Source organism: Streptomyces sp. NPDC058326, assembly GCF_042879855.1.
Lineage (GTDB): Bacteria > Actinomycetota > Actinomycetes > Streptomycetales > Streptomycetaceae > Streptomyces.
In genome coordinates this window covers 371,666-398,103 of sequence record NZ_JBHVZO010000001.1, presented here as the reverse complement: position 1 = coordinate 398,103, position 26,438 = coordinate 371,666, and the positions used below count along the sequence as shown (strand labels likewise).

General features: G+C 72.1%; 21 protein-coding genes and 1 tRNA gene. 13 read left to right on the top strand and 9 right to left on the bottom strand.

Features of this window, described 5'->3' with window-relative positions:
- Positions 1–9: 9 nt before the first annotated feature.
- On the top strand, positions 10–2,730 hold the full coding sequence (locus ACFVYX_RS01685) for a CocE/NonD family hydrolase (protein ID WP_389679268.1): 2,721 nt from the start codon (positions 10–12) through the stop codon (positions 2,728–2,730).
- Complete coding sequence (locus ACFVYX_RS01680) at positions 2,727–3,602, top strand: ABC transporter permease (RefSeq protein ID WP_389679267.1); 876 nt, start codon at positions 2,727–2,729, stop codon at positions 3,600–3,602. Before ACFVYX_RS01685 ends, ACFVYX_RS01680 begins: the two co-directional genes overlap by 4 nt.
- Before the next feature lie 19 nt (positions 3,603–3,621).
- On the opposite strand, the gene ACFVYX_RS01675 is transcribed toward ACFVYX_RS01680, so the two are convergent.
- Positions 3,622–4,377 (bottom strand): DNA-binding response regulator, encoded by a 756-nt coding sequence (locus ACFVYX_RS01675; protein WP_389679266.1) that lies wholly within the window; start codon positions 4,375–4,377, stop codon positions 3,622–3,624.
- Positions 4,378–4,556: 179 nt separating this feature from the next.
- Between ACFVYX_RS01675 and ACFVYX_RS01670 the strand changes: the two genes are divergently transcribed.
- From ACFVYX_RS01670 to ACFVYX_RS01655, 4 genes are all read left to right on the top strand, one after another.
- Positions 4,557–6,173: a von Willebrand factor type A domain-containing protein gene (locus ACFVYX_RS01670; RefSeq protein ID WP_389679265.1), complete on the top strand. Its 1,617-nt coding sequence runs from the start codon at positions 4,557–4,559 to the stop codon at positions 6,171–6,173.
- 33 nt (positions 6,174–6,206) lie between these two features.
- Positions 6,207–6,674 (top strand): DUF1772 domain-containing protein, encoded by a 468-nt coding sequence (locus ACFVYX_RS01665; protein WP_389679264.1) that lies wholly within the window; start codon positions 6,207–6,209, stop codon positions 6,672–6,674.
- Between the two features lie 365 nt (positions 6,675–7,039).
- Positions 7,040–7,921 carry a BTAD domain-containing putative transcriptional regulator gene (locus tag ACFVYX_RS01660; RefSeq protein ID WP_389679263.1) on the top strand — a complete coding sequence of 294 codons (882 nt, stop codon included), beginning with the start codon at positions 7,040–7,042 and terminating at the stop codon, positions 7,919–7,921.
- A gap of 178 nt (positions 7,922–8,099) precedes the next feature.
- The gene (locus ACFVYX_RS01655) at positions 8,100–10,127 is read left to right on the top strand and encodes a helix-turn-helix domain-containing protein (protein WP_389679262.1); all 2,028 of its coding nucleotides are present in this window, start codon (positions 8,100–8,102) and stop codon (positions 10,125–10,127) included.
- 95 nt (positions 10,128–10,222) lie between these two features.
- Here the strand turns inward: ACFVYX_RS01655 and ACFVYX_RS01650 are convergent, their stop codons facing one another.
- The gene (locus tag ACFVYX_RS01650; RefSeq protein ID WP_389679261.1) at positions 10,223–11,485 is read right to left on the bottom strand and encodes an IS701 family transposase; all 1,263 of its coding nucleotides are present in this window, start codon (positions 11,483–11,485) and stop codon (positions 10,223–10,225) included.
- A 383-nt stretch (positions 11,486–11,868) separates the two neighbouring features.
- Between ACFVYX_RS01650 and ACFVYX_RS01645 the strand changes: the two genes are divergently transcribed.
- Both ACFVYX_RS01645 and crcB read left to right on the top strand, forming a co-directional pair.
- On the top strand, positions 11,869–12,312 hold the full coding sequence (locus ACFVYX_RS01645) for a CrcB family protein (protein ID WP_389679260.1): 444 nt from the start codon (positions 11,869–11,871) through the stop codon (positions 12,310–12,312).
- The gene (gene crcB, locus ACFVYX_RS01640; protein ID WP_389679258.1) at positions 12,309–12,662 is read left to right on the top strand and encodes a fluoride efflux transporter CrcB; all 354 of its coding nucleotides are present in this window, start codon (positions 12,309–12,311) and stop codon (positions 12,660–12,662) included. Before ACFVYX_RS01645 ends, crcB begins: the two co-directional genes overlap by 4 nt.
- Before the next feature lie 3 nt (positions 12,663–12,665).
- Here the strand turns inward: crcB and pucL are convergent, their stop codons facing one another.
- The gene (gene pucL, locus ACFVYX_RS01635; protein WP_389679257.1) at positions 12,666–13,583 is read right to left on the bottom strand and encodes a factor-independent urate hydroxylase; all 918 of its coding nucleotides are present in this window, start codon (positions 13,581–13,583) and stop codon (positions 12,666–12,668) included.
- Positions 13,584–13,996: 413 nt separating this feature from the next.
- Here pucL and kdpF point away from each other — a divergent pair, with 413 nt between their 5' ends.
- The 4 genes from kdpF (at position 13,997) to ACFVYX_RS01615 (ending at position 18,644) form a co-directional block, all read left to right on the top strand.
- A complete protein-coding gene (gene kdpF, locus ACFVYX_RS01630) occupies positions 13,997–14,086 on the top strand; it encodes a K(+)-transporting ATPase subunit F (protein WP_033204243.1) in 90 nt (29 codons plus the stop codon).
- An 8-nt stretch (positions 14,087–14,094) separates the two neighbouring features.
- Positions 14,095–15,759, top strand: a complete 1,665-nt coding sequence (kdpA, locus tag ACFVYX_RS01625; RefSeq protein WP_389679256.1) for a potassium-transporting ATPase subunit KdpA — start codon at positions 14,095–14,097, stop codon at positions 15,757–15,759.
- The gene (kdpB, locus tag ACFVYX_RS01620) at positions 15,756–17,861 is read left to right on the top strand and encodes a potassium-transporting ATPase subunit KdpB (protein WP_389679255.1); all 2,106 of its coding nucleotides are present in this window, start codon (positions 15,756–15,758) and stop codon (positions 17,859–17,861) included. The genes kdpA and kdpB overlap by 4 nt, the downstream gene beginning before the upstream one ends.
- Before the next feature lie 111 nt (positions 17,862–17,972).
- Complete coding sequence (locus tag ACFVYX_RS01615) at positions 17,973–18,644, top strand: potassium-transporting ATPase subunit C (protein WP_389679254.1); 672 nt, start codon at positions 17,973–17,975, stop codon at positions 18,642–18,644.
- A gap of 14 nt (positions 18,645–18,658) precedes the next feature.
- On the opposite strand, the gene ACFVYX_RS01610 is transcribed toward ACFVYX_RS01615, so the two are convergent.
- From ACFVYX_RS01610 to ACFVYX_RS01585, 6 genes are all read right to left on the bottom strand, one after another.
- Positions 18,659–19,807: a winged helix DNA-binding domain-containing protein gene (locus tag ACFVYX_RS01610; protein ID WP_389679498.1), complete on the bottom strand. Its 1,149-nt coding sequence runs from the start codon at positions 19,805–19,807 to the stop codon at positions 18,659–18,661.
- A gap of 158 nt (positions 19,808–19,965) precedes the next feature.
- Positions 19,966–20,607, bottom strand: a complete 642-nt coding sequence (locus tag ACFVYX_RS01605; RefSeq protein ID WP_389679253.1) for an endonuclease — start codon at positions 20,605–20,607, stop codon at positions 19,966–19,968.
- A 135-nt stretch (positions 20,608–20,742) separates the two neighbouring features.
- Complete coding sequence (locus tag ACFVYX_RS01600) at positions 20,743–21,540, bottom strand: alpha/beta fold hydrolase (RefSeq protein ID WP_389679252.1); 798 nt, start codon at positions 21,538–21,540, stop codon at positions 20,743–20,745.
- A gap of 281 nt (positions 21,541–21,821) precedes the next feature.
- The gene (locus ACFVYX_RS01595; protein WP_389679251.1) at positions 21,822–22,004 is read right to left on the bottom strand and encodes a hypothetical protein; all 183 of its coding nucleotides are present in this window, start codon (positions 22,002–22,004) and stop codon (positions 21,822–21,824) included.
- A gap of 94 nt (positions 22,005–22,098) precedes the next feature.
- Complete coding sequence (locus ACFVYX_RS01590) at positions 22,099–23,007, bottom strand: hypothetical protein (protein WP_389679250.1); 909 nt, start codon at positions 23,005–23,007, stop codon at positions 22,099–22,101.
- 1,391 nt (positions 23,008–24,398) lie between these two features.
- Positions 24,399–24,471 (bottom strand) — tRNA-Arg (locus ACFVYX_RS01585).
- Between the two features lie 302 nt (positions 24,472–24,773).
- Here ACFVYX_RS01585 and ACFVYX_RS01580 point away from each other — a divergent pair.
- A complete protein-coding gene (locus ACFVYX_RS01580; RefSeq protein WP_389679249.1) occupies positions 24,774–26,384 on the top strand; it encodes a dynamin family protein in 1,611 nt (536 codons plus the stop codon).
- The last annotated feature ends 54 nt before the right edge of the window (positions 26,385–26,438 follow it).

Genomic DNA, 26,438 nt, shown 5'->3' with positions numbered 1-26,438 from the left:
CTCGACACCATGCGACTCCGACTTCCCCGGTGGGCCGCGGTCACCGCCGTCCTCGCCGTCCTCGCGGGTGCCGGCACCTGGACCGCCGTCGCCTCGGACGATCCGCCGCCCGTGCACCGCGCGGACCGGATGCTCGACCTCGACGGGGTACGGCTCGACACCTCGTACTTCACCGGCGACGGCGACGGGCGCAGGCCCGCCGTCCTCCTCGGCCACGGCTTCGGCGGCTCCAAGGAGGACGTCCGCGCCCAGGCCGAGCAGCTCGCCCGTGACGGGTACGCCGTCCTCACCTGGTCCGCCCGGGGCTTCGGCGCCTCCACCGGGCAGATCGGCCTCAACGACCCCGACCACGAGGTCAAGGACGCCCGGAAGCTGATCGACTGGCTCGCCGCCCGGCCCGAGGTCCTCCTCGACAAGGCCGGCGACCCGCGCGTCGGCGTCACCGGCGCCTCCTACGGCGGCGCGGTCTCCCTGCTCGCCGCCGGCCACGACCCGCGCGTCGACGCCATCGCCCCCCGGATCACCTACTGGAACCTCGCCGACGCGCTGTTCCCCGACGGCGTCTTCAAGAAGCTGTGGGCCGGCATCTTCTTCTCCGCCGGCAACCAGCCGGGGACAGCGGGCGAGCGACCCGCGACGGCACAGGAGACGGGCGCCGGGGCCGGGAGGGGCGCTGTCACCGGTGCCGGAAAGACCGTCGGCGCGCCCGACGCCTGCGGGCGATTCACCCCCGAACTCTGCGCCCTCTACCAGCGCGTCGCCGTCTCCGGAAAGCCCGACGCCGCCGCCCGCGCCCTCCTCGAAGCCCGCAGCCCCTCCGCCGTCGGCGCCCGGATCAAGGTCCCCGCCCTCCTCGTCCAGGGCCAGTCCGACTCCCTCTTCACCCTCGCCCAGTCCGACGCCATGGCCAAGGCCCTCACCGCCAACGGCGCCCCCGTCGCCGTCGACTGGATCTCCGGCGGCCACGACGGCGGCGACCGCGAGACCGAGCGCGTCGAGCGGCGCGTCAGCACCTGGTTCGACCGCTGGCTGAAGCGCGACACCTCCGTCGACACCGGCCCCGCCTTCCGGGTCAGCCGTACCGGCGGCGTCGACTCCACCGACGGACAGGCCACCCTGCGGGCCGCGACCGCCGACCGCTACCCGGGCCTCACCGCCGGCACCACGGACGTCCCGCTCGCCGGACGCCCCCAGTCCTTCACCAACCCCGCCGGCGCCGCCCCGCCCGCCGTCTCCGCCGTTCCCGGCCTCGGCGGCGGAGTCGCCGGACTCTCCTCGCTCGGCGTCGGCATCTCCCTCGACTTCCCCGGCCAGCACGCCCGGTTCGACGCCGAACCGGTGACCGAACCGCTCCGGATCACCGGTACCCCGACCGTCCGCGTCAAGGTCACCTCGACCGGCACCGACGGCTCCGCCGTCCTCTTCGCCAAGGTGTACGACGTGGGGCCCGACGGCCGGCAGCAGGTACTGCCCGCGCAGCTCGTCACCCCCGTCCGTGTCGACGGCGCCGAGTCCGGGAAGAGCGTCACCCTCACCCTGCCCGCGATCGACCACGAGGTGGAGGCCGGGCACCGGCTCCGGCTCGTCGTCGCCGCCACCGACCTCGGCTACGCGTCCCCGGCCGTCCCCGCCGGCTACACCGTCGCCGTCGAGAGCCCGCTCACCGTCCCGACCGCGCCGGGCGTCGACACCCAGGCCGCCGCCCTGCCCTGGTGGGTCTGGGGCCTGCCGCTCCTCGGCCTCGCCGTCGCCGCCGCGCTGCTGCTCACGGCCCGCCGCCGCACCGCCGCCCCCGCGCCCGACCCCGGTCTTGCCGCCGTACCGCTCCAGATCACCGGCCTCTCCAAGAAGTACAAGGGCGGCGACCGGTACAGCGTCCGCGACGTCTCCTTCCGCGTCGAACAGGGCCAGGTCCTCGGACTCCTCGGACCGAACGGCGCCGGAAAGACCACCACCCTGCGCATGCTGATGGGCCTCATCACCCCCGACGAGGGGGAGATCAGGGTCTTCGGCCAGGCCATCAGGCCCGGCGCCCCGGTCCTCTCCCGGGTCGGCGCCTTCGTCGAGGGAGCCGGCTTCCTGCCGCACCTCAACGGCCGGGAGAACCTCGACCTGTACTGGAAGGCCACCGGCCGCCCCGCCGAGGACGCGCACCTCGACGAGGCCCTGCGGATCGCGAACCTGGGCGGTGCCCTCGACCGCGCGGTGCGCACCTACTCGCAGGGCATGCGGCAGCGACTCGCCCTCGCCCAGGCCATGCTCGGCCTGCCGGACCTGCTGATCCTGGACGAGCCCACCAACGGACTGGACCCGCCGCAGATCCGCGAGATGCGGGAGGTGATGATCCGGTACGCGGCCGGCGGCCGCACCGTCATCGTCTCCAGCCACCTCCTCGCGGAGGTCGAACAGTCCTGCACCCACCTCGTCGTCATGGACCGGGGACAGCTCGTGCAGGCCGGTCCCGTCGCCGAGATCACCGGTTCCGGTGACACCCTGCTCGTGACCCTGGCAGGGGACATCGACGACGCGCTCGTCGAGAAGGCCGCCGCCCTGCCCGGCGTCGGCTCGGCCACCCGCACCGACGGCGGACTCCTGGTCCGTCTGGACGGCACCGACGCCACCACCCTCATCGGCGAACTCGTACGCCTGGACGTACCGCTCACCGGCGTCGGACCGCACCGGCGCCTCGAAGACGCGTTCCTGACCCTGATCGGAGGAGGATCGGCATGAGCCAGTCGCTCGACACCCCCACGGCCCCCGCGGAGTCCGCCCCCGGCTACCGCGCCGGACGCACCCTGCCGCTGCGCGTCGAGGCCCTCCGCCAGTGGAAGCGGCGCCGCACCCTGATCATGGGCGGCATCCTGGTCGCCCTGCCGTTCATCCTGATCATCGCCTTCGCGATCGGAGGCGAGGACGGTGACCGCAACGGCCGGATCACCCTGATGGACACGGCGACCGCCTCCGGCGCCAACTTCGCCGCGACCTGCCTCTTCGTCTCGGCCGGTTTCCTCCTCGTCATCCCGGTGGCGCTGTTCTGCGGGGACACCGTCGCCTCCGAGGCGAGCTGGTCCTCGCTGCGCTACCTCCTGGCCGCGCCCGTGCCCCGGTCCCGGCTCCTCGCCTCCAAACTGGCGGTCGCCCTCGGCTACAGCGCGGCCGCGATGGTCCTCCTTCCGCTCGTGGCCCTGGCCGTGGGCACGGTCGCCTACGGCTGGGGACCGCTCCAGCTGCCGACCGGCGGCTCGGTGCCCGCGGGGGACGCGCTGTTCCGCATCGCCGTCGCCGTCGCGTTCGTCTTCGCCTCCCAGCTGGTCACCGCCGGTCTCGCCTTCTGGCTGTCCACCCGCACCGACGCCCCGCTCGGTGCGGTGGGCGGCGCCGTCGGCCTGACCATCGTCGGCAACGTCCTGGACGCCGTCACGGCGCTCGGCGACTGGCGCGAGTACCTGCCGGCGCACTGGCAGTTCGCCTGGATCGACGCGCTCCAGCCCCAGCTGGAGTGGGGCGGCATGGTAAAGGGGACCGCGATCTCCCTGACGTACGCCCTCGTCCTCTTCGCGCTCGCCTTCCGGGGGTTCGCCCGCAAGGACATCGTCTCGTAGGACCCGGCTCAGGGTCTTCTCACAGCCACCCCCTCCGAGCCGCTTCCGCGCCCGCGCGGAAGCGGCTCGTCGTGCCGAGGGCGGCCATCAGCTCGCCGACCCGCCGGCTGTACGTCCGCGCGGACATGCCCAGCCGGGCCGCCGCCGTCTCGTCCGTGACCCCCGACAGGAGGGCGTCGAGCACCGGACGCAGCTGCGGCGGCAGATCGCACGGCGGAGCCGGGGGCGGCGGCGCGTACGTCAGCTCCTCGGCCGTCGCCCAGCAGGCGTGGTGGGCCCGGGCGAGGGCCTGCACCACCACGGGGTCGCGGATCAGCAGCAGCCCGTTGTAGAGCAGCTCCAGATCGAGGGGGACCGCGGCCACCGTCCGGTCGACGACGATCATCTTGAACGGGATGGCCTCCGCCAGGCGGGCCCGGCCGGGGAGCGCGAGACCCCCTTCGAGCCGGGCCAGGGCGTGCCGCGGCACGATCCGTCTGACCTCGCCGGCCCGCTCGGCCGCCGCGCGCATGCACGCTCCCGCCAGTTGGAGGAACGGCTCGGGGATCGCGCAGCCCGCCGAGGCGACCGGGTCGTCGAAGGTCAACAGCTCGTACCGGGTGGAAGCGGCGAGCCCGGCGAGCGCGGCGCTGATGCGCCGCGCGCCCCGGACCGAGCGCCCCGCGGGCCGCTGACCCTCGGTCACGGCCCGATTCATCGCCGAACGGGCGAGCACCACGGAGCCCGCGCTCTCCGCCACCGCTGACCACCCCCGCCCGATCGATGTCCACTCCATGTACGCATGCGACTGCACACGGTGACAAGCCCTGTTGAGAAGGATGGCGAATCCATGCCAACCGTCGTCAAGCCGGCCGCCGTTGCCGCATCGAGATCCATCCGCAACCCCTTCGACGGCTCCGGGCGGGCCTCTCGTTCGTCACAGTCACAAGTGCCGTACGAAGAGGGGGAGATGAAATGCATCGACACGAGGCCCGGACGCCCGGGCGACGCCGGGGCCGGTTCCCGGCCGTACTCGCGGGGCTGCTCGCGGCCGGGCTCACCGTCGGAGGCTGTGGGGCGGGCGACGGCGAACGCACCGTCGACCGGACGAGTGCGAAGGGCGGCAGGACCGCCCCCGCGGCCCCCGACGGCGCCCAGAGCGTCCGCCCCGACGGCGCGTACGAGGAGGGGAAGGAGAGCGCGGGCGGCTCAAGGGCGCCCGCCCCCGACTACCTGTCCACCTTCGCCCTGGACGTGGACACCGCCTCCTACGGCTACGCCCGCCGGACCCTCGCCGAGGGACGGCTGCCCGACCCGGAGACCGTGCGCCCCGAGGAGTTCGTCAACAGCTTCCGCCCCGACTACCCGCGTCCCGCGGACAACGGCTTCAGCGTCACGCTCGACGGGGCCCGCACCGGGCAGGACGGCTGGTCCCTCGTCCGGGTCGGGCTCGCCACCCGGGGCGCGGACCGGGGCGCCGAACGGCCGCCCGCCGCCCTCACCTTCGTCGTCGACGTCTCCGGCTCGATGGCCGAGCCCGGCCGGCTCGACCTGGTCAAGGAGTCCCTCGGGCTGCTCGCCGGCCGGCTCCGCGACGACGACTCGATCGCGCTCGTCACCTTCAGCGACGAGGCCGAGACCCGGCTCCCGATGACCCGGGTCGGGGACGCGCGGGGCCGCATCCGTGAGGTGGTGGACGCGCTCGAGACGAGCGCCTCCACCAACGTCGAGGCGGGCGTCACCACCGGCTACGACGTCGCCGTCGAAGGCCACAGGAAGGGCGCCACCAACCGGGTCGTGCTGCTCTCCGACGCGCTCGCCAACACCGGTGCCACCGAGGCCGGGACGATCCTCGAACGCATCGACGAGGAGCGGAGGGAGTACGGGATCACCCTCTTCGGCGTCGGTGTCGGCAGCGAGTTCGGCGACGCGTTCATGGAGCAGCTCGCCGACCGGGGCGACGGCCAGACCACGTACGTCTCCACGTCCGCGCAGGCCCGCAAGGTCTTCGTCGACCAGCTGCCCTCGCATGTCGAGCTGCGTGCCCGGGACGCCAAGGCGCAGGTCTCCTTCGACCGGCGGACCGTCGAGAAGTTCCGGCTGATCGGCTACGAGAACCGGAAGGTCGCCGACGAGGACTTCCGGAACGACCGGGTCGACGGCGGCGAGGTCGGGGCCGGGCACACCGTCACCGCGCTCTACGCGGTCAAGACCCGGCCCGGCGCGACCGGTCCGGTCGCCACCGCCACCGTCCGCTGGCTCGACCCGGCCACCCGGGCGCCGCGCGAGCGCTCCGGCTCCGTCGCCACCGGCGGGCTCGCCGCCGACCTCTGGGGCGGCGGGCACGAGAGTCTGCAGCTCACGGCGATCACCGCCTACTTCGCGGAGGCCCTGCGCGGTGGCGACCTGCCGGGCTCGCCGGGGCTGCACCGGCTCGCGAACCACGCGGGGGCGATCGCCGAACGCTCGGGTTCGGCGGTGGTCCGCGAACTGGCCGACGCCGTCCGGCAGGCCTACGGGCTGACCGGGGACGGGCAGGGCGAGATCCCCTCGGGGGAGGGCGAGTCGGGATCGGGGGATCCTTACAGCTGACGCGCGTGGCGGGCAGCGGGCCAGAATGGCCCCATGGCCTCCCTGCTGCTCGCCCTCGCCGTCGGATGCACCGGCCTCTACGCCGGTTTCATGCTGATCTTCCAGACCGGCATCATGTCCGCGCTCGCCCGGCTGACGGACGCCGAGTTCGTCACGGCGATGCGCCGGATCAACGAGTACGTGCCGAAGGCCGTGTTCCTGACCGTCTTCCTCGGGGCCGTCGCCTTCCCCGCCGCCGCGTTCCTCGTCCCCGTCGACGACCGCACGGACACACAGAAGTGGCTCGTCCTCGCGGGGCTCGTGTGCGCGGTCCTCAACCACGCGGTCACCATCGGCGGCAACGTCCCGCTCAACACGGCGCTGGCCGCGTCGGAGGCCACGGGTGACGACCCGGCGACGGTCCGGGCGGCCTTCGAGAAGCGCTGGAACGGTTTCCACCGCGTCCGTACGGCTCTGGTCACCGTCGCGTTCGCCCTGCTGACGGCCGCCGCCGTGCTCTGAGTCGGAGCCCGGGCGGCGGCCCCGTCCGCCCCCTCCCGGCCCCGCCGTCCCCCGCAGGCCGCTTCGGAACCGTACCGAGCGGCCCGATTCTGGCGTGAACTCGTGCGTGTCGGCCTCTCAGTCATCCGCAAGGACCCTGCAAAAGCGTACCTCCGAGTCCGGAAACAGTCTTCCGGGCTGCGTTCACCCCTGTGTGTGATGAAATCCTGACGCCCCAATACCCCCATAAAGGGGGTGAATCACCCTGATATCCAGGGTCGGGTTTCCATACCCTCCGGTTTCTTATTGACATGCCTACGGGGGTCTTTTCTAATCAACGAGAGTCATCCCGCGCGCAGACACCGCACAGGCACTGAGGGGGCAAGGTGGACGTCCGGATCCTGGGGGGACTGTCGGTACGTGAGCACGGGGTGTCGATCACCCCGACGGCGGCCGCGCCCCGGCAGCTCCTCGCCCTGCTCACCGCCAGCGCCGACCAGGTCGTCCCCGTGACCGTGCTGACCGAGGAACTGTGGCCGTCGGGCGCCCCCCGCGGCGCCCGCGCCGAACTCCAGGGCCACATAGCCGAGTTGCGCGCCCTCATCGCGGCCGCGCTGCGCGGCGCCCACCCCGCGGAACCCGGCGTCGGCTGGTCCGAGCGGCGGACCGCCGACGCGATCCTCGTCTCCCAGCCCGGCGGCTACCGGCTCGACACCGGTGGCGGCGCCCACGACGTCTGGCAGTTCGAGCGCGCGGCCGGCGCCGGCTACCGCGCCATGGAAGCGGGCGACCTCCCGCGCGCCGCGCTCCGCCTCGGCGAGGCCCTGGCCCTGTGGCGCGGCGAACCGTACGCGGGCGTCGCCCCCGGGCCCCGCCTCCGCAGGGAGATCGAGCGCCTCGAAACCTCCCGGCTGAGCGTCCTCGACCAGTGGGTCGAAGCGCAGCTCGGCCTCGGCCGGCACGCCGAACTCGTCTCCGAACTCTCCGGACTCGTCGCCCGCTACCGCACCAACGAGCCCCTCCACGCCCACTACATGGTCGCCCTGCTCCGCTGCGGACAGCACGACGAGGCCCTCACCGTGTACGAGCGGCTGCGCGTGGCGCTCAAGGGGGAGACCGGCATGGAACCCTCGGCCCGGCTCCGCCGTCTCCAGCGCTCCGTCCTCACCGTACGGAACACCACGGTCCGCCCCCTCTACACCCCCCGGATCCCCGCCCAGTTCAGCCCGCCACGGGCCCGGCTCGTCCCGGCGGGCTCCGTCGGCTGACCACCCGGCGGGACGACCGGTCCGCGATGCGGACCACGGCGGTCACGGCAGGACCGCGACGGGGAATGAAGTGCGGCAACTCACCGTTGACCGACTCCCGAAGCCGAATTAGTTTCGGCGAGCAGTACGGGTTTCCTCCCAGGTGCCCGATTTCGCTCGACCACGGGGGACGGGAACCATGACCTTGCACGGCGCCGACGGAGCCGGTGGTGCCGACGCGCTGCTCACGGTCCTCGAACTGCTCGCCCGGCACGCCCCGCCCGCCCGCTTCGACGCCCTCCTCGACGAGGCCCGCCTCTCCGGACTCGCCGGCGAGGAACTCCACCGCCTCGAACGGGCCGTCGCACTCGCCGGCGAGGTCCGCACCGGACGCGAGCAGGAGGTGCGCCGCGAGGCCGGAATCGCCGCCCTCACCGACACCGCCCGCGACCTGACCTCCTCCTACGACCTCGACAGCCTGCTGCGCGTCATCACCCGCCGCGCCCGCCGGCTGCTCGGCCTCGACCTGGCGTACGTCACCCTCCGCGGCCCCCACGGAGCCTGCTACGTCCACAGCACGGAGGGCTCCCGCGCCGGACGCGCCGAAGGACCCAGGCTCGCCCCCGGACTGCGGATCGCCGAGGGATACGGGCTCGCCGGCGCCGTACAGCTGCACGGCGAACCCGTCTGGACCGCCGACTACCTCGCCGACGAGCGCTTCGCCCCCTCCGGCTCCCTCGACGCCGGCGTCCACGCGCCGGCCTTCGACGAGGCCGCCGAAGCGGCCCTGCGCTCCGAGGACCTGCACGCCATCATGGCCGCGCCGCTGCGCAGCGGCGACACCGTGATCGGCGCCCTCCACGGCGCCGACCGCCGCGTCCGCCACCACACCTCCGAGGAGATCGGGCTGCTCGCGGCCCTCGCCGACCTCGCCGCCCTCGCCGTCGACAAGGCCGGACTCATCGACCGCACCCGCGCCGAGGTCTCCGAACTGGAACGGGACAGCTCCCGGGTCCGTACGAGCCTCACCCGCATGCGGCACGTCAGCGAGGCCCACGGCCGCATCATGAATCTCGTCCTCGCGGGCGGCGACCTGTGCAACGTCGCCAAGGCCGCGGCCGACGCCCTCGACGCGACCGTGATGATCCGCGACCAGGGCGGCCGCTGCCTCGCCGTCGCCGGAGACCTTCCCCGACTCGACGAGGAGGCCGTCGCCAAGGCCTCGCTCGACGCCCACGCCCGCCGCCGCCCGGTCCTCGCCGCCGACGACACCTGGGTCGCCCCCGTCATCGCCGGCTCCGAGGACCTCGGCGGCCTCGTCATCCGCGCCGCCGGCGGACTCACCGGTGAGGACGAACGGCTCCTGGAACTCGCCGCCCAGTCCGTCGCCTTCCTGCTCCTCATGCGGCGCTCCACCGCCGTCGCCGAAGGACCCGTCCGCGACGAACTCCTCGACGACCTCATCGCCGACCCGCCGCACGCCCCGCAGCAGATAGCCCAGCGGGCCCGCCGCCTCGGTGTCGACCTGCGCAAACCGCACGTCCTGGTGCTCGCACGGCCCGAGGGCGGCGAGCAGGGCAGGGCCGTGGTGTGGGCGTCCTCGTACGCGTACCGCCTCTCCGGTCTGAAGACCGTGCAGGGCGGCTGCATCGTGCTGCTGCTCCCGGGCATCGACGCCTCCGCCGCGGCCAAGGCCGTCGCCGCCGAACTGTCACCGCTGCTCGGCCATCCCGTCTCGGTCGCCGCGGCCGGACCCGGCTGGAGCCCGGACGGCGTCGCACGGATGCACCAGGAGGCCGGGCGCTGCCTCGACGCGATGAGCGCGCTCGGGGGCACCGGCTCGGCGGCCTCCGTGCAGGACCTGGGGTTCCTGGGGCTGCTGCTCTCCGACGACAACGACGTCGACGGCTTCGTCGAGGCCGCCATCGGCCCCGTACTCGACTACGACGCCGAGCGGTTCACCGACCTCACCCACACCCTGGAGGCGTACTTCGCCTCCGGCGGAAGCCCGACGAACGCGGCCGAGGCGCTGCACGTCCATCCGAACACGGTCTCCCGCCGTCTGGAACGGATCAGCGAACTCCTCGGCCCCGAATGGCAGAAGCCCGGCCAGGTCCTGGAGGTCCAGCTGGCCCTGCGCCTCCAGCGCACCCGGGAGGTCCTGGCCCGCGGCCGCGCCGCGACGGACCCGGCCCGCCAGCCGGGCCCGCCGGAGCGCGGCAACTGACGGGCCCGCCCACGCGCGCGTAGCCGGCCCCCGCCCGTCGCAGGCGCGCGCGGGGCCTTCCCCACGCGCGCGTACGGCCTCCGCCCGTCGCCCCGTCAGCTCGCCGTGCGTCGCGAGCCGTAGCCGGAGGCGTAGGCCGCCGACCAGTCGGTGGCGGCCATGACCGTCGCCGCGTGGGCCGCCGAGGCCAGCGTGATGTGACGGTGCCAGCCACGGAACGAGCGGCCCACGAAGTCCCGGAGCCCCGCCCCCTCCCCGACCTCCAGGAAGTCCCGCTCCACGCGCCGGGCCAGCTTCGTGAGCCGCAGCAGGGAGCCGACCGGAGACCCGGTCAGATCGCTGATCCACACCCGCGCCGGCGCCCGCCGGGGGTCGTCCCACTCGCCGAGGAGCACCAGCGGACGCATCCGCTCCCCGCCCGGCGTCGGCAGCGCCACCCGGACGGCCGTCGCGAGCGACGTACGCGAGGTCCGCGCCCCCGCCACGGTGTCCACCCAGCTCACCGGCCTCCGCAGCCCCTTGAGCGACTCCAGGATCTGTACGGCGGTCAGCGGGCCCGCCCCGAAACCGGGCAGCGACCGGTCGGCGATGGCGAGCCGGGAACCCGGACCGATCCGGGCCACGACCGGCACCCCCGCCCCGGCGAGCCGGGTGAGGGCCGCACGCCCCGCGCCGCCCCGGATGTCGAGCAGCACCGGCTTGCGGGTGACGTCCGACCAGCGGGCCGTGTCCAGCGCCGCGGCGACCGCGCACTCCTCCAGGGTCTCCTCGCCGGCCTCCTGGGGAACCTCCGCGCGGTCCCGCCGGGTCCGGTCGTTGACCCACGGGTCCGGCAGGAACAGGCGCCAGTTCACGGGGACGCTCAGCTCGTCGCTCGCGAACCACACCCCGAACGCCTGCTGGCCGTGGAAGACCTGCCCGCGCTCCGGGTCGAAGCGCCGGTCCACGCCCACCGAGTGCTCCCCGGCCTTCGGGATCGGCATGGGACGCACCACCCAGGCCTGCGGGCAGCTGTTCCGCTCCAGGAACCGGGCGAGCGCGGCCCGCATGGGCTGCCAGTCCCAGGTCGAGCTGGACACGAAGTGGTGGAGGCTCTGCTCGGCCGCCGGACCGCCTATCTGGGCGGCGATGTTACGGATGGACTTGCGGCCCTGCGCGGTCAGCAGACCGTGCAGGTACTGCTCGGCCTTCAGACGCTGGTCACGGCGCGGGAAGCCGGAGAACAGCGCCCCGCAGAGCTCGGCGTAGACGTCCTCGCGCGAGCCGGCCGCGCCGACGGAACTGACGACGCCCAGGGGAACGGCCGGCGGAACAGCCCCGGCGACGGCCCTGCGCTTGATTGCGACGGATGTACTCACGACACTCCTGCCCGAAGGTTGCGCAGCTCCCTCCCGCTGCTCCACCACCGTCGCCCGGCACCGCCCTCCGGGACGAGGTGTACCCGGCACCCGAATCGGCCGCCGGATGGTGGCCGGACCACCTCCCGCCGTGTCGTCGCAGGTCGCAGCCCCTTCCGGACGGCCGCTCCCGCCCCTGACACGACCCCGGCCGGCCATCCGGGACACCCCGCGGGGGGAACCGCCGGGGATCTGACAGACTCGCCGGCCCCGCTTTGACCCGTCGCGGTGCGTGGCCGGACCATCGCAGAGCGAGGCTGCACGGGCCGGACCCCGGTTAATGCCCCAGGCCTGGGTCCGCGCCTGTGCGCCTCGCCTTGTCCGCCCCCTCGTAGTCTGTGGGGATGCGATTGCGTGCCGAACTGCCGGTCGTCGCGGCGGTGGCCGCCGGCGGCGCGCTCGGCGCGACCGCCCGCTACGGCGCGGGGCTGCTCTGGCCGACCCCAGAAGACGCCTTCCCGTGGACGACGTTCACGGTGAACGCGGCCGGGTGCGCGCTGCTCGGTGTTCTGATGGTTCTTCTCACCGAGCGGTCGACCGAGTGGTCGACGGCCGTCCCGCACCCCCTTCTCCGCCCGTTCCTCGGCACCGGATTCTGCGGCGGGTTCACCACCTTCTCGACGTACGGCCTCGAAACGGAACGGCTGTTGAGCGCGGGTGACCCGACACGCGGCCTGCTCTACCTGGGAGGGACCGTGGTCACCGCGCTCGCCGCCGTCCTGGCCGGGGTCACCGCCGCAAGGGCCGCACGCGCGCGGACCGGCCGGAGGCGGGTGCGGCGCGGGTGAACTGGCTGCTCGTCGTCGCGGGAGCCGCCGTCGGCGCGCCCCTGCGCTACCTCACGGACCGTGCGGCACGGGCCCGGTTCGGCCCCGACTTCCCCTGGGGCACGTTCATGGTGAACGTCGTCGGCTCCTTCGTGCTCGGGCTGCTCACCGGGGTCGCGTCGACCCACGTCCACCTGTTGCTCGGCACGGGCCTGTGCGGGGCGCTGACCACGTACTCCACCTTCTCGTACGAGACGCTGAAGCTGTACGAGAACGGGGAGAAGGGGTACGCGGTGCGCAACGTCGCCGGGAGCGTGGCCGCCGGGCTCGGAGCCGTATGGCTGGGAGTCCGGGCGGCCGGCCTGCTGTGAGCCTCAGGCGGTGATCCAGTCGCTGGTCGCGATGACCGGCCGGACGCCGTCACGGTGGACGGTGCCCTCGATCAGGCCGTACATCCGGTCGGCCGCGAAGTACACCTCGTTGTCGTTCTTCAGCCCGAAGGGCTCCAGGTCCACCAGGAAGTGGTGCTTGTTCGGCAGGTTGAGCCGGACCTCGTTGACCGTCGGGACGTTGTCCAGGACCCGGTCGGCCATCGCGTGCAGCGTCTGCTGGAGCGAGTAGCTGTACGTCTCCGCGAACGCCTCCAGCATGTGGCGCCGCACCTTCTGGTACGAGCGGTCCCAGTCGTGCTCAGGGTCCGCCGCCGCCGGGGCCGAGTTCGCCCAGCGGGCGGTGACCTTGGTGGCGAGGATCCGGTCGTACGCCTCCTGGAGCGTCGTGTACCGGTCCTTGATGAAGCCGTGGAACTCGGAGTTGGTCGAGTTCATCACCGTCAGTTCCTTCAGGCCCGAGAGGACCTGGAGACCGGTGGTCTCCGAGTAGGTGACCTGCGCGGTGCGGACCTCCTGCCCCTTGCGGACGAAGGAGTGCTGCTCCTTGCGCGTCGGCACCGGGATCCGCTCCCAGGCGTACTCCTCCACCCGGATCTGCGCCTCGTGGATCACCGGCTGCGAGGTGACGAAATGCCGGGCGAGGTGGATGGCGAAGGCCTCGGGGGAGGCCACGCCGTGCTCCTTGGCGAAGGCGTACACGGTGTTCTTGGTGGTGTCCGTCGGCAGGCAGTTGCCGTTGTCACCGGTCAGATGGACCTCGCGGTACTCACCGCGCAGCGCGACCGACACGTTCAGGTCGCGGATCTCGTGCCACGCGCCGTCGTCGCCCTTGCGGGTGACCGTGACGATGCGGTTCTCGGCCTTGCCGTACTGGTTCTGGGCCAGGACGTGCTTGCTCATGTGCTGCTCAGCTCCTGCGGGTACGTGGATACGGATATCCCGTACGCCCGGCGTCCAGCGCCCCCGTCGCCCTGAGGGTCCGCTCCCCGCCGTCCGGCCCGTGAACGGCGGACCGCCCCGGGACTGACGAGCATCCCGGTCCGTAGGTGTCGCTCGAAGATATGTCCCCCTCCGGCCACTGGCAATGGGGTGGGCCGCGCGTAGGGGAAGCGTCAAGACGGGCATTCCCGGCGTCAGGGGCGTGTCAACAACGGCGGCGAGCGGCCCGGAGAGGGGTTTCCTCATCTCGTCCGAGAATCCGTTCTTCCTTCTCTCTGCATCCGGGAGCTCACGATGGCCGACGTGGCCTTCGTCGTCACCACGGTCGCGGTCTTCGCGCTGGTGGCCTTCATCGCCAAGGGGGTGGCCAAGCTGTGAGCGCCGAGAACATCGTCGGTCTCCTCGTGGCCGCCGCCCTGCTGGGCTATCTCGTCCTCGCCCTCGTCAAGCCCGAGAGGTTCTGAGTACGTCCATGAGTCCCGTTCTTGCTGGGGTACTCCAGCTCCTCGCCCTGGTCGTCGCGCTCGGTCTCTCGTACCGCCCGCTCGGTGACCACATGGCCAGGGTCTACTCCTCCGACAAGCACCTGCGGGTGGAGAAGTGGATCTACAAGGGCATCGGCGCCGACCCGACGGTGGAGATGCGCTGGCCCGCCTATCTGCGCGCTGTCCTCGCCTTCTCCGCCGTGAGCGTCCTCTTCCTCTATCTGCTCCAGCGGGTCCAGGGCTCGCTGCCCGCTTCGCTCGGCTTCGTGTCGATCGACCCGGGCCAGGCGTTCAACACCGCCGCCTCCTTCGTCACCAACACCAACTGGCAGTCGTACTCCGGCGAACAGACCATGGGGCACGTCGTGCAGACCGGTGGCCTCGCCGTGCAGAACTTCGTGTCGGCGGCGGCCGGCATCGCGGTCGCGGTCGCCCTCGTCCGCGGCTTCGCCAGGTCCCGCACCGGCGAACTCGGCAACTTCTGGGCCGACCTGGTCCGCGGTGTCGTACGGATCCTGCTGCCGATCTCCGTGATCGGGGCGCTGGTCCTGGTCGCCTGCGGAGCGATCCAGAACTTCTCCGGCATCCACGAGGTGGGGCAGTTCACCGGCGGGACGCAGCAGTGGAACGGCGGGGCGGTCGCCTCGCAGGAGGTCATCAAGGAGCTGGGCACGAACGGCGGCGGCTACTTCAACGCCAACTCCGCCCACCCCTTCGAGAACCCCGGCCCGCTCTCGAACCTCTTCGAGATCTACTTGATCCTGCTCATCCCGTTCGCGCTGACACGGACCTTCGGCCGGATGGTCGGCTCGCTGCGGCAGGGGTACGCGATCCTCGGCACGATGGCGGCCATCTGGATCGTCTTCACCGTCCTGATGCTGTGGACCGAATTCGCCGGCAGGGGCCCGGCCTTCGAGTCGGCCGGCGGGGCGATGGAGGGCAAGGAGACCCGCTTCGGCATCGGCGCGTCGGCGATCTTCTCGGTCGCTACGACGCTGACCTCGACCGGCGCGGTGAACTCCTTCCACTCCTCGTACACGGGCTTCGGCGGCGGCATCACGATGCTGGGCATGCAACTGGGCGAACTCGCGCCCGGCGGCGTCGGTTCCGGCCTCTACGGCATGCTGATCATGGCGGTCATCGCCGTGTTCATCGCCGGACTGATGGTCGGCCGCACGCCCGAGTACCTCGGCAAGAAGATCGGCACCCGCCAGATCACGTTCGCCGCCTGCTACATCCTCGTCACCCCGGCGCTCGTCCTCGGCTTCACCGCCGTCGCCCTGGCCCTGGACACCCCTTCGCACTCGATGACGAACTCCGGCGCGCACGGCTTCTCCGAGATCCTCTACGCGTACACCTCCGGCGCCAACAACAACGGCTCCGCCTTCGCGAGCCTCGACGCGGACACCCAGTGGTTCAACTCGACCCTCGGCATCGCGATGCTCCTCGGCCGGTTCCTGCCCATGGTGTTCGTCCTCGCGCTCGCCGGTTCGCTGGCCGGACAGACGGCGGTGCCCGAGACGGCGGGCACCTTGCGCACCGAGAAGCCGCTGTTCACCGGCCTCCTCGTCGGCACGATCCTCATCGTCGCCGGTCTCACCTACTTCCCGGCCCTCGCCCTTGGCCCGCTCGCCGAAGGACTCGCAGCATGAGCACCCTCACGCCCACCCGGCCCCCGGAGTCCGGGGCGCCCAGCGGCCGGCCGGCCACGACCGGCCGCGTCGGCGGTGGACTGTTCGACCCGAAGCAGCTGGTCAGCTCCTTCCCGGACGCCCTGCGCAAACTCGACCCGCGGGTCATGGTCAGATCCCCGGTCATGTTCGTGGTGCTGATCGGCTCGCTGGTCACCACCGTCCTCGCCGTGATGAACCCGGGCGACCGGTTCGGCTGGGCGATCACCGCCTGGCTCTGGCTCACCACGGTCTTCGCCAACCTGGCGGAGGCGGTCGCCGAGGGCCGCGGCAAGGCGCAGGCCGACACCCTGCGCAAGGCCAGGAACGACACCGTCGCCCGTCGGCTCGCCGGTGACGGCGAGGAGCGGGTCCCCGGGACGGAGCTGCGCGTCGGAGACCTCGTGGTCTGCGAGGCCGGCGACGCCGTCCCCGGCGACGGCGACGTCGTCGAGGGCGTGGCGTCCGTCGACGAGTCCGCCATCACGGGCGAGTCGGCGCCGGTCATCCGCGAGTCCGGCGGCGACCGGTGCGCGGTGACGGGCGGCACGAAGGTGCTCTCGGACCGGATCGTCATCAAGATCACCACGAAGCCCGGCGAGACCTTCATCGACCGCATGATCGGCCTCGTGGAGGGCGCCGCGCGGCAGAAGACCCCCAACGAGATCGCCCTCGGCATCCTGCTCGCCTCGCTGACGATCGTCTTCCTGCTCGCCGTCGTCACCCTCAAGCCCTTCGCGGTCTACGCGGGCGCCGACGAGCAGACCTCGCTGATCGTCCTCACGGCCCTGCTGGTGTGCCTCATCCCGACGACGATCGGCGCCCTGCTCTCCTCGATCGGCATCGCCGGCATGGACCGGCTCGTCCAGCGCAACGTCCTCGCGATGTCGGGCCGCGCGGTCGAGGCCGCCGGTGACGTGTCGACCCTGCTGCTCGACAAGACGGGCACGATCACCCTCGGCAACCGGCAGGCGGCCGAGTTCGTGCCGGTGGCCGGGACGACGGAGGCCGAACTCGCGGACGCGGCCCAGCTGTCGTCCCTCGCGGACGAGACACCGGAGGGCCGCTCGATCGTGGTCCTCGCGGAGGCCGCGTACGGCGTGCGTGAACGCCGGCAGGGCGAGCTGGTGGGAGCCGAGTGGGTCGCGTTCACCGCCCAGACCCGGATGTCGGGCGTGGACGTGGACGGCCGGAAGGTCCGTAAGGGAGCGGCCGGCTCGGTCGTGGCGTGGGTGAGGGAGCGGGGCGGCACCGTCTCCGGGGACGCGGCCGCGCTCACGGACCGGATCTCCCAGGCCGGCGGCACGCCGCTGCTCGTCGCCCTGGAGGACGAGGGGAGCGCCCGGGTCCTCGGCGTCGTCCACCTCAAGGACGTGGTGAAGGAGGGCATGCGGGAGCGGTTCGGCGAACTGCGCCGCATGGGCATCCGTACGGTCATGATCACCGGCGACAACCCGCTGACCGCGAAGGCCATCGCCGAGGAGGCCGGCGTCGACGACTTCCTCGCCGAGGCCACCCCCGAGGACAAGATGGCGCTCATCAAACGCGAGCAGGCGGGCGGGAAGCTCGTCGCCATGACCGGCGACGGCACGAACGACGCCCCGGCGCTCGCCCAGGCCGACGTCGGCGTGGCCATGAACACCGGGACGTCGGCCGCGAAGGAGGCCGGCAACATGGTGGACCTCGACTCCGACCCGACCAAGCTCATCGAGATCGTCGAGATCGGCAAGCAACTCCTCATCACCCGCGGAGCGCTGACGACCTTCTCGATCGCCAACGACGTGGCGAAGTACTTCGCGATCATCCCCGCGATGTTCGCGGTCGCCCATCCGTCGCTCGACAGGCTCAACATCATGGGCCTGGCGTCGCCCGAGTCCGCGATCCTCTCGGCCGTCATCTTCAACGCCCTGATCATCGTCGCCCTGGTGCCGCTCGCCCTCAAGGGCGTCCGCTACCGGCCGAGCAGCGCGGACTCCATGCTGCGGCGCAATCTCGGGATCTACGGCCTGGGCGGGCTGATCGCGCCCTTCGTCGGCATCAAGCTCATCGACCTGCTCCTCTCTCTTGTCCCCGGGCTGGGTTGACCGCGTCGACCGCGCAGTCCGCGTCGATCGCGCAGACCACGTCGATCGCGCAGGCCGCGCAGACCATCCAGACCGCGTCGACCGCGCCGACAGAAAGCGTGCTGATTCACCATGACCAACTCCGCAGCGAACACCGGCCGAGTGCTCTGGGCCGGACTGCGCGCCCTCCTCGTCCTCACCGTCGTGTGCGGCGTCCTCTACCCGCTCGCCGTCACCGGCATCGCCCAGGCCGCCTTCCCCGGCAGGGCGAACGGCTCCGAGATCAAGGACGGCAGCGGGAAGACCGTCGGCTCCGCACTCATCGGCCAGACCTATCTGACCGACGGGAAGCCGGACCCGCGCTGGTTCCAGCCACGCCCGTCCCGCGGCCTCGGCTCCAACAGCGCCAACACCCGGTACCGGCTGCTCCTCTCCGGAGCCACCAACCGCTCCGGTGACAACGCCGGGCTCATCCAGTGGGTCAACGACGCGAAGGCGGCCGTGATCAGGGACAACTCGGTGAACGGCCACACGGTGAAGCCCTCGGACGTGCCCGCCGACGCGGTCACCTCCTCCGGCTCCGGCCTGGACCCGCACATCTCCCCGGAGTACGCCAAGCTCCAGGCCCACCGGATCGCGGCGAGGAACCACCTCACCCCCGCCCAGGTCGACGAACTGATCGCCGCCCACACCGAGGACCGCGTCCTGGGCTTCATCGGCGAACCGCGGGTCAACGTCCTCCGGCTCAACATCGCGCTGAGGGAGGTGGCGACGGCGGCGACGCCGGCCGGGGCCTCCGACTGAGGGGCGGGCGGTCGTCAGGCGGCCGGGAGCACCCGGGTCTCGACCGCCGGCAGGCCCTTGGCCCACCAGTGGTCGTAGCGGCGGTAGACCCCCGGGTCCCGGGCGGTGAGGAGACCGCCGAGCGCCCGGGCCTCGGCCGCGAGATCCTCCCAGACGCCGGCGGGCAGCGGATGGAAGGCCGAGGCCTCGATGCCGCCGGCGACCGGCCGCCAGACCCCGGCGACGTACCCGTCGACGAGCAGCGTCGGCAGCGTGTCACCGTTCACGCGGATCACATGCTTGCGGTACGCGGGCGGGATGACGCGCCCCCGGTCCGCGTAGGCCAGCAGGACGCTGTCCCACATGGCCATGAGACGGGGCGGCGCGTGGACCTCCTCGCCGGGCAGCGGCGCGCCCGGCACGTCGTACAGCACCGTCCCGTCGGGCCCCTCCAGCCGGTCGAGCTGTCCGTCGAGCACCCGCACCGCCTCGCGGACCTTGCCCCTCGGGGCCGTCGTGAACTGGGCCATGTCGGGGACGGACGCCGGCCCGAAGCCCTCCAGATAGCGCCGGAGCAGGGTGGCGAGCCCCGCCGTCGCCGCCTCCGCGTCGGCCGGCACCGGCAGGGTGCTCGCCGTCACGAACGCCTGCGCCGTCCCGAACGACCACGGCGGCCCCGTCGGCGCGTGCCACAACGGCGCGTACTGGCGGATCATCCGCCAGACGACGGCCTCCACCGGCCCGCCCCGCGCCTCCTCCAGACGGGCCCGGAGCTGCGCGCCGGTCCGTGCCTCCCCGGCGTACGCCAGCAGCTCCGGCAGCAGCGCGTCGGCGTCCGCGGCCGTGAACCCGGCCGCCTTGAACCGGGGGTCGTGCAGCCGCGAACCGCGCAGCGTCGGCTCCATGCCCTCCCGGAAGGCCCGCCAGTCCCCGGCGTGCACCAGGTGCAGCGTGAGCCGCATCAGGGTCGACCTGACCACCTCGAAGCCGGCCACGGCCCCGTCGAGCCGCACGGGGTCGAAGTCCGCGACCCGGTTCCACAACGCGACGTAGGGCGACCCCGGTTGCTGCGCCTGGAGCGCCACCACCCGCCGGACGGCGTCCTCGACACCGATGGGGGCGCGGTCGAGGAGCAACTGCCGGGCGAGAGTGGAACGGTTGAGGGCGCGCGCGGTGATCACCATGGTGCGATTCTCCTCCTGGAGGGGGAGGGGAGTCATGCGGTCACGACCCTGCGGTCACGACTGTGCGTTCATCCTCATGGGACACCTCCGGCCGCGGGAGGGCACGGCACCGGCCCTGTGCCCTCTCATCCGGCCCGGAGCCTCCGCTCTCGGGCCCCTCAAGCGGCGGTCCGAAGCTCCCGCTCCGCGTCCTTCGAGAGGCTGACGCGCACGAGGGCGGCGGCCAGACGGGCCGTGTCCTCGTCCGACACGTGCCGGGCCAGCCCGGCCGCGGTGTGGGGGAGGCCCAGGGCGCCGGCGGTCGCGAGCGCGCGCTCGTCGAAGAACGGCCGCAGTTCCGGCCAGACGGCCTGTACCTCCCGGCAGAAGATGCCGGCGCCCACCGGCCCGATCCGGGGCACCTCCCGCAACAGCTGCCGCAGCTTCTCCCCGGAGCCGTCGGCCTGCTCGCGGAGTCGGCGCAGATCACCGTGGTACCGGTCGAGGACCAGCGCCGCGCCCTCGCCCAGCGCGGTCGCGGTGCTCTCGTCGTACCGCACGTAGTGGGCCCGCCCGAGGGCGTCGACGCGCTCCTGCCAGGAGGAGTCGACCATGGCCCGGGGCGTGCGCAGCCCGGCGGCGGAGAGCTCGCGGGCGGCGGCGGTGGCGATGTCCGCCTTGATGCGGATGGAACAGAGGACGGTGAGAACCAGCAGCTGGTAGAGCGGTGAGGGCGTGTCCTTCAGGGTGATTCCGGCCTCGTCGGCGTAGGTCCGCCCGTGCTCCCGGAGCAGCTGGTCGATCGTCTCGGCGGTGTCCACGGAGCGCTCCCTCCTCCCGGCCCTTCCTCCTTTCCTGGGCGACTACCCGAAGGGAGGCCACGGATGCGTCCCTTCCTCGCCCATGGGGTCCTCGTCCTCGGCGGGGCACGATGCGCGAGCGCTCCGGCAGCGAAGTCAGTGGTGGCGTGCGACTCGCTGATCCGAGCGGACGGGACCGGACGTCAGGAAGTCGGCGACGGCGGCCGCGAACCGCTCCGGTGCGTCATGGTGGACGACGTGTCCGGCGGCGATCTCCGTCAGACGGGCGTCTCCGGCATGCCGGGCGATCATCTCGCGAGCATGGTCGGCCGCCAGTTCGTCGCTCCGCGTCCCGCGTATCAGAAGCGTGGGACAGGCCACCGACGCCCACTCCTTCCAGTGGTCGCCGTTGAGGGCTTTCTGGGACGCGATCGTGTCGCCGATGTCGAAGGAGTACGCCCAACCGTCGCCGGACCTGCGGAAGGAACATTCCAGATACTCGGCCAGGGGCCCGAGGGCGGCCACAAGCCCCGCGCGCGAAGGCGCCCCGCACGGCAGCCCCAGGGTGAAGCGCCAGTCGCTGTCCACGACCGCGCCGATGTCCTCCACGACGAGCGCGGACACCCGGCCCGGGTACCGGGCCGCGAACTGATAGGCGTTGACCCCGCCCAGGGAGTGGCCCAGCACGGGCACGCGGCCGAGGTCCAGGTGCCGGTGAAAGGCGGCGACGTCGGCGACGTAGTCACCGCGCTCATAGCTCGGGGCGCGGTCGGACTCACCGTGACCGCGCTGATCGAGCGCGATCACCCGCCACCGCGGCGCCAACGCCTCGGCCAGCGGCGCGAACGCCGACGCCTCGTTGTAGTGCCCGTGCAGGGCCAGCACCGGAGCACCCGGACCGCCGAAGTCCAGATAGGACAGCTTCCGATCTTCGACCGTGAAGTACTTGCGCATGGCACGGATGCTAATCGCCAGGGCTGACATCCCTGGGCCGGCCGAGGGACCGCGGAACGCCGTCCTTCCCGGAGTGTCGGTGGGGGGCGTGCCTATCCGCAGGGTGGATGCCGCAGGTCGTGAGCGAGGTGCGCGATGCCGGTCGGTCCCGCGTCGTTTCCCAGCGCGGCGCTGATGGGCGGTGGATGCCCGGCGGGAGTCGTGACACGGCCAGGGCATCCGGTCCGAACCTTCGGGCTGTCCCTGGGGCGGATGCGCGTGAGGAGGGCCGATGACCGGCTTCATCCGAGCAGGCCGACGGCCCCTCCGTCGGTGGAGAGGAAGACATGGCGGCGGGGCCGGTCCGGGCTGACGACATCCACCGTCCAACCGTCCGGGGTGGTGCTGCGCAGTCCGCCGCCGAAGAGGCCCCCGACGGAGATCCTGCGGTCCAGGACTGCCTGCCAGGGCGCCGGGGCCGGCATGACGGGAGCGGCAAGGTACCCCCACCACGATGGAGAGGGTTCGGCCGCCGGTCTGGCTGATGGCGTACGCAGCGGTGCCTACGACCTACGCGGCTCAGAGGGCGGCGAGGTACTCGTCGCCCTTCTCCGTGATCCGCATAGCGTTGTCGATCACTGACCGGTTCGCGAGGCCGTCCCGATGCAGCCCTTTGAACGTCGCTGTGATGTCGCGGGTGAGGATGGCGTCGCCCAGTTTGTCGGTCAGCCAGGTGACGTCGGTGCTCTTGAGTGCGGGTACGCCCAGTTCCTTCGCCAGTTTGATGGCCCAGAGGAGCCGGTCGCGCTTGAGCTTGATCTGCTGGTAGGGCGGCACTCCGTCGAGGGACGTCGGGATGTGGTCGATCTCGGAGAAGTCATCGGGCACGGTGAGCGTGCGTGGCTTCCGCCGTGAGTTCGCGTGGCCGGTGGCTGCTGATGTCGCTGTTCTGCCGGTGCGCTTGATCCGGTGGCTCGCGTAGCCGTCTTCGAGAAGGTTCAGCAGGGAGTCCGAGAGGTAGTACGAGCCTCTCTCCGTTCCCTCGTGGATCCAGCCAGCCCGCACGGCCTTGTCGAAGTCCCGCGAGAAGTGGGTGGGGATGCGTTCGCGCGCCCGCTCAAAGAGTCTTCGTAGATCTTTGTGGCTGAATGTCTCCCGGCCTTCCACCAGTGTCAGATAGGCGGCGAAAGCGGTGATCTTCTCCGGTGCGGTCTTGGCGCCGGAGGCGCCGAGCGCATGGCGGGGGCTTTCCGGTAGCGACTGCCGTGGCGGCTGGGCGCGGGTAGGAAACTCCTGAACGCCCTCTTCTGTCGTCAGGGCGAGTTCGGGGGGCGAACCGGGCGGTTCGGGGCCGGGAGTGGCACGGGTCAGACCCGTGGGGGCCTGAACGATGGCGATCACCTGTGCGCCCTGGGTCACATTGATGTCCTGCTCGAATGTAATGCGACCAGTGAGCGCAAGATGGACTTCATTGGGCATTTCGGTCATATAGACAGGGTATCTCGCAGGGTGCGTCTGGCACAGGCCTGCCCCGAGCTGTGCGACAGGGACCCTCTCGGTACTCCGCGGGCGCGGACTCTGTGCGTAGCTCGCCCTGCTCGACAGGCCGTCGACGTGAACATTCCCGCCGTTCCGGCAGCGTTTCTGTCTGAAGCGGTGAAAGGGTGTCGATGAGGCCGACGGGCTAGAAGGCGACGATCGCTGAGAAGCTCTTCCTGCAGTCGGTGCACTCTCTCTCGCAGGCGCCGTGCAGGTCGCGTCGTCGCTCTCGGCATGCCGTGTCGTGATCGCGGCGGTATGCCCACAATGGAGACGCACGCGCCAACGCATGAGCGGGTCCGGTGGCGTCTCGACCGACTCGAAGTACGCGCACACCTCGGTGACGTCTTGCCTGTGGAGGGCTGCCCGCTCGGGGCCATCGGCCGCCTCGGCCGGGCGTTTACCGGTCTCACTGCGTGTCTGCCGCACCAAGTCTTCCAGGTCCCTCGGCCAGCGATGATCGGACCAGGTGAGCTCGTACTATCCAGAGGGGCGCCATGGCACTTGTACAGGGCGTCGCTCAAGCGCCGCAGGCTGGTTCCGGCATGCCGTCGCTCAGGGGAGGGATCGTTGATTCTCGCTTGCCCGCTACGCGGCGCCTCAGTGGTGCGGCGAGGCGACAGAGTCGGCTCACTCGATGGCGGTCCGCTTGTCGTTCCGAATCGCATGGATCTCGGCTCCACATGTATCCCTTCAGGCGAGGGAGTTACTGGGGTGCGGACGTTTCCATGATCTGGCGGCGCGGCGATACGGCCCGGCAGGAGCTGGGGTAGCAACCAGGGGGAGGGCCGGCGTGTTGGAGGTCGTGGCGCTCAGCGCGCTGACCGCCTTCCTGCTGGGGGTGGGGCGGAGTAGCCGAGAGGCCGGGAAGAACCCGACTCTGTCGGCGCTCTGGTGCGGCGGACGCGCGGAAACCCCGCTGCCGGCTGCCGCCGAGGACCGCCGGGCGCTGGCGGGACGCGTGCACGCGCGGCTGAGCGGCGATCCGTGGCGAGCTGTCCTGCTGTCAGGTCCCGCGGGCAGTGGTTCCACCTCGGCGTAGGGCCGCCCCCGCTTGTTGCTGCCGGCTCGAAGGTGCGTCGCGTAGTCGCTCACCTTGTGAGCGCGCGTGTCTGCGGCATCCTGACGTGCGCGTGCAGTCGATACGGACGTCAGACGACGGCGCTCTTGCTCGTGCTCTGCTGCGTGCGCAGCGGGCTCGGCGTCATGCTTGTGGGCTCTCTCATGAGAGCTGGGCAAGGGTGAGTCGGCGACTTACCTTGGTCCAACTGCCGGACGGGTGAGTCGCAGCGCTACGACTAGGGTGTCTGACCCGCGTTTCCGCAGGTCAGACTGTGTTGCGCCCCCGGCAGGACTCGAACCTGCGGCCAAGTGCTTAGAAGGCACCTGCTCTATCCACTGAGCTACGGGGGCCGGGTGGTGGCCGTGTGGCCAGGAGCCCCTTGTGGGTGGGGTGTGGCCTGCCGGGACAAGGATAGGGCTCCGATCGCCTTGGCCCGGTTGCTTCACCTGCGTGGCACGATGTGGAGGTTCGGTGAAGCGGAACGATAATCGCAGGCAGGTGCGATTTGCGCAGCGCTTTTTGCATCGCTCCGGGCGGGTGTTGTGCACTCGTTATGCCCGTGGTTCCGGTCACCGGCTCTCTCTTCGGCGCGCAGGGCCGCAATAGGCTTCAAAAACACTCATAAATTGGGCATTCTTCGCATGTGGTGACCTTGGACGAACGGCCTCAGCTGATCGACGCACTTTCCGCCCTGCGCGACCGTGTCGCCGCCGTGCGTCTCCCCCTGCCCCTCCCCGACACGCCACGCGCCCGGCAGAACCGGGCCGAGCTGCTCGCCCAGCTCGACGACTACCTGGTGCCCCGGCTGAAAGACCCCGACGCCCCGCTCCTCGCCGTCGTCGGCGGCTCCACCGGGGCCGGCAAGTCCACGCTCGTCAACTCCCTTGTCGGACGGCGCGTCAGCGAGTCCGGCGTGCTCAGACCCACCACCCGGACCCCCGTGCTCGTCTGCCACCCCGAGGACCACCACTGGTTCGCCGGGATGCGGGTCCTGCCCCAGCTCACCCGCGTCTGGCTGCCCCAGGCCGACGAGGACCACCCCGCCGACGAGGCCGTCCCCGAGGAGAATGCCCTCCGCGTCGAGACGGCCTCCTCCGTGCCCCGGGGCCTCGCCCTCCTCGACGCGCCCGACATCGACTCCCTCGTCGTCGAGAACCGGCTCCTCGCCGCCGAGTTGATCTGCGCCGCGGACATCTGGGTGATGGTCACCACCGCCTCCCGGTACGCCGACGCCGTGCCCTGGCATCTGCTCCGTACCGCCAAGGAGTACGACGCCACCCTCGTCACCGTCCTCGACCGCGTCCCCCACCAGGTCATCGGCGAGGTCTCCCGGCAGTACGAAGCCCTGCTCGACAAGGCCGGCCTCGGCGACGTACCCCGCTTCACCATCCCCGAACTGCCCGAGTCCGCCGACGGAGGCAGCGGACTCCTGCCCGACAGCGCCGTCGCCGCCCTGCGGGGCTGGCTCGCCCACCGTGCCGAGGACCCGGCCGCCCGGCAGCAGGCCGCCGACCGGACCGCCTCCGGTGTCATCGACTCCCTCGACGCCCGGCTCCCCGAGCTGGCCGGCGCCGTCGCCGCGCAGTACGCCGCCGCCGTCCGCCTCGGCGGCGCCGTCGAAGCCGCGTACGGGGAGCAGGGCAAGCGGGTGCGCAAGGAGCTGGGCCGTGGCGCCGTCCTCGCCGGGGACGCCCGCACCCGCTGGCGCGCCTACCCCCGCGACAGCACCGCCGACGAGCTCCTCGACGCCCTCGCCGAGTCCCTCGCGGCCCTCCTCCACTGCGCCGTCTCCGCAGCCGAGGAGCGCGTCTGCGACGCCTGGCGCCGCGAGCCCGCCTCCGGCGCCCTGGGGCCCCTCCGGGCGGGCGGCGACCGCGAAACGGGGGAGCGGATCGGTGTCGAGGTGCGGCGCTGGCGCCGTGTGCTCGAGGAACTGGCCGAGGAGGAGGTACGGAGCGTGGAGCGCCCCTCCACCTCCCGTACGGCCGCCGCCGAGGCCGAGACCGTCGCCGCCCTCCTCGCCGCCTCCCTCCTCGGCGGCCGCCGCACCCGGCCCGCCGGTGAACGCCTCGCCGAACTCCTCGGCGCCCAGGCCGCCCTGCGCCTGCGCGACAAGGGCGGCGAGCTCGTCCTCTCGTACGTCGACCGTGTGCTGCGCGCCGAGCGCGACCGGCGCCTCGCGCCCCTCGAAGCGCTCGACGTGACCCCTGAGCCGCAGGCGGAGCTGATCGCCGCGCTCTCCGTACTGCAGAAGGAGAAGTGACGTGGCGGACGACCGCGACCGGAACCAGGACCCCCGGAACCACGACCACGACGA

Excerpts from the sequence above, each read along its gene's own strand:
- ACFVYX_RS01675 (WP_389679266.1), bottom strand. The coding sequence starts at position 4,377 with ATGGAGTGGACATCGATCGGGCGGGGGTGGTCAGCGGTGGCGGAGAGC.
- ACFVYX_RS01670 (WP_389679265.1), top strand. The coding sequence starts at position 4,557 with ATGCATCGACACGAGGCCCGGACGCCCGGGCGACGCCGGGGCCGGTTC.
- ACFVYX_RS01665 (WP_389679264.1), top strand. The coding sequence starts at position 6,207 with ATGGCCTCCCTGCTGCTCGCCCTCGCCGTCGGATGCACCGGCCTCTAC.
- ACFVYX_RS01610 (WP_389679498.1), bottom strand. The coding sequence starts at position 19,807 with ATGGTGATCACCGCGCGCGCCCTCAACCGTTCCACTCTCGCCCGGCAG.
- kdpA (WP_389679256.1), top strand. The coding sequence starts at position 14,095 with ATGAGTCCCGTTCTTGCTGGGGTACTCCAGCTCCTCGCCCTGGTCGTC.
- ACFVYX_RS01595 (WP_389679251.1), bottom strand. The coding sequence starts at position 22,004 with ATGCCGGCCCCGGCGCCCTGGCAGGCAGTCCTGGACCGCAGGATCTCC.
- ACFVYX_RS01600 (WP_389679252.1), bottom strand. The coding sequence starts at position 21,540 with ATGCGCAAGTACTTCACGGTCGAAGATCGGAAGCTGTCCTATCTGGAC.
- kdpB (WP_389679255.1), top strand. The coding sequence starts at position 15,756 with ATGAGCACCCTCACGCCCACCCGGCCCCCGGAGTCCGGGGCGCCCAGC.
- ACFVYX_RS01685 (WP_389679268.1), top strand. The coding sequence starts at position 10 with ATGCGACTCCGACTTCCCCGGTGGGCCGCGGTCACCGCCGTCCTCGCC.
- pucL (WP_389679257.1), bottom strand. The coding sequence starts at position 13,583 with ATGAGCAAGCACGTCCTGGCCCAGAACCAGTACGGCAAGGCCGAGAAC.
- ACFVYX_RS01680 (WP_389679267.1), top strand. The coding sequence starts at position 2,727 with ATGAGCCAGTCGCTCGACACCCCCACGGCCCCCGCGGAGTCCGCCCCC.
- ACFVYX_RS01615 (WP_389679254.1), top strand. The coding sequence starts at position 17,973 with ATGACCAACTCCGCAGCGAACACCGGCCGAGTGCTCTGGGCCGGACTG.
- ACFVYX_RS01590 (WP_389679250.1), bottom strand. The coding sequence starts at position 23,007 with ATGACCGAAATGCCCAATGAAGTCCATCTTGCGCTCACTGGTCGCATT.
- ACFVYX_RS01655 (WP_389679262.1), top strand. The coding sequence starts at position 8,100 with ATGACCTTGCACGGCGCCGACGGAGCCGGTGGTGCCGACGCGCTGCTC.
- ACFVYX_RS01645 (WP_389679260.1), top strand. The coding sequence starts at position 11,869 with ATGCGATTGCGTGCCGAACTGCCGGTCGTCGCGGCGGTGGCCGCCGGC.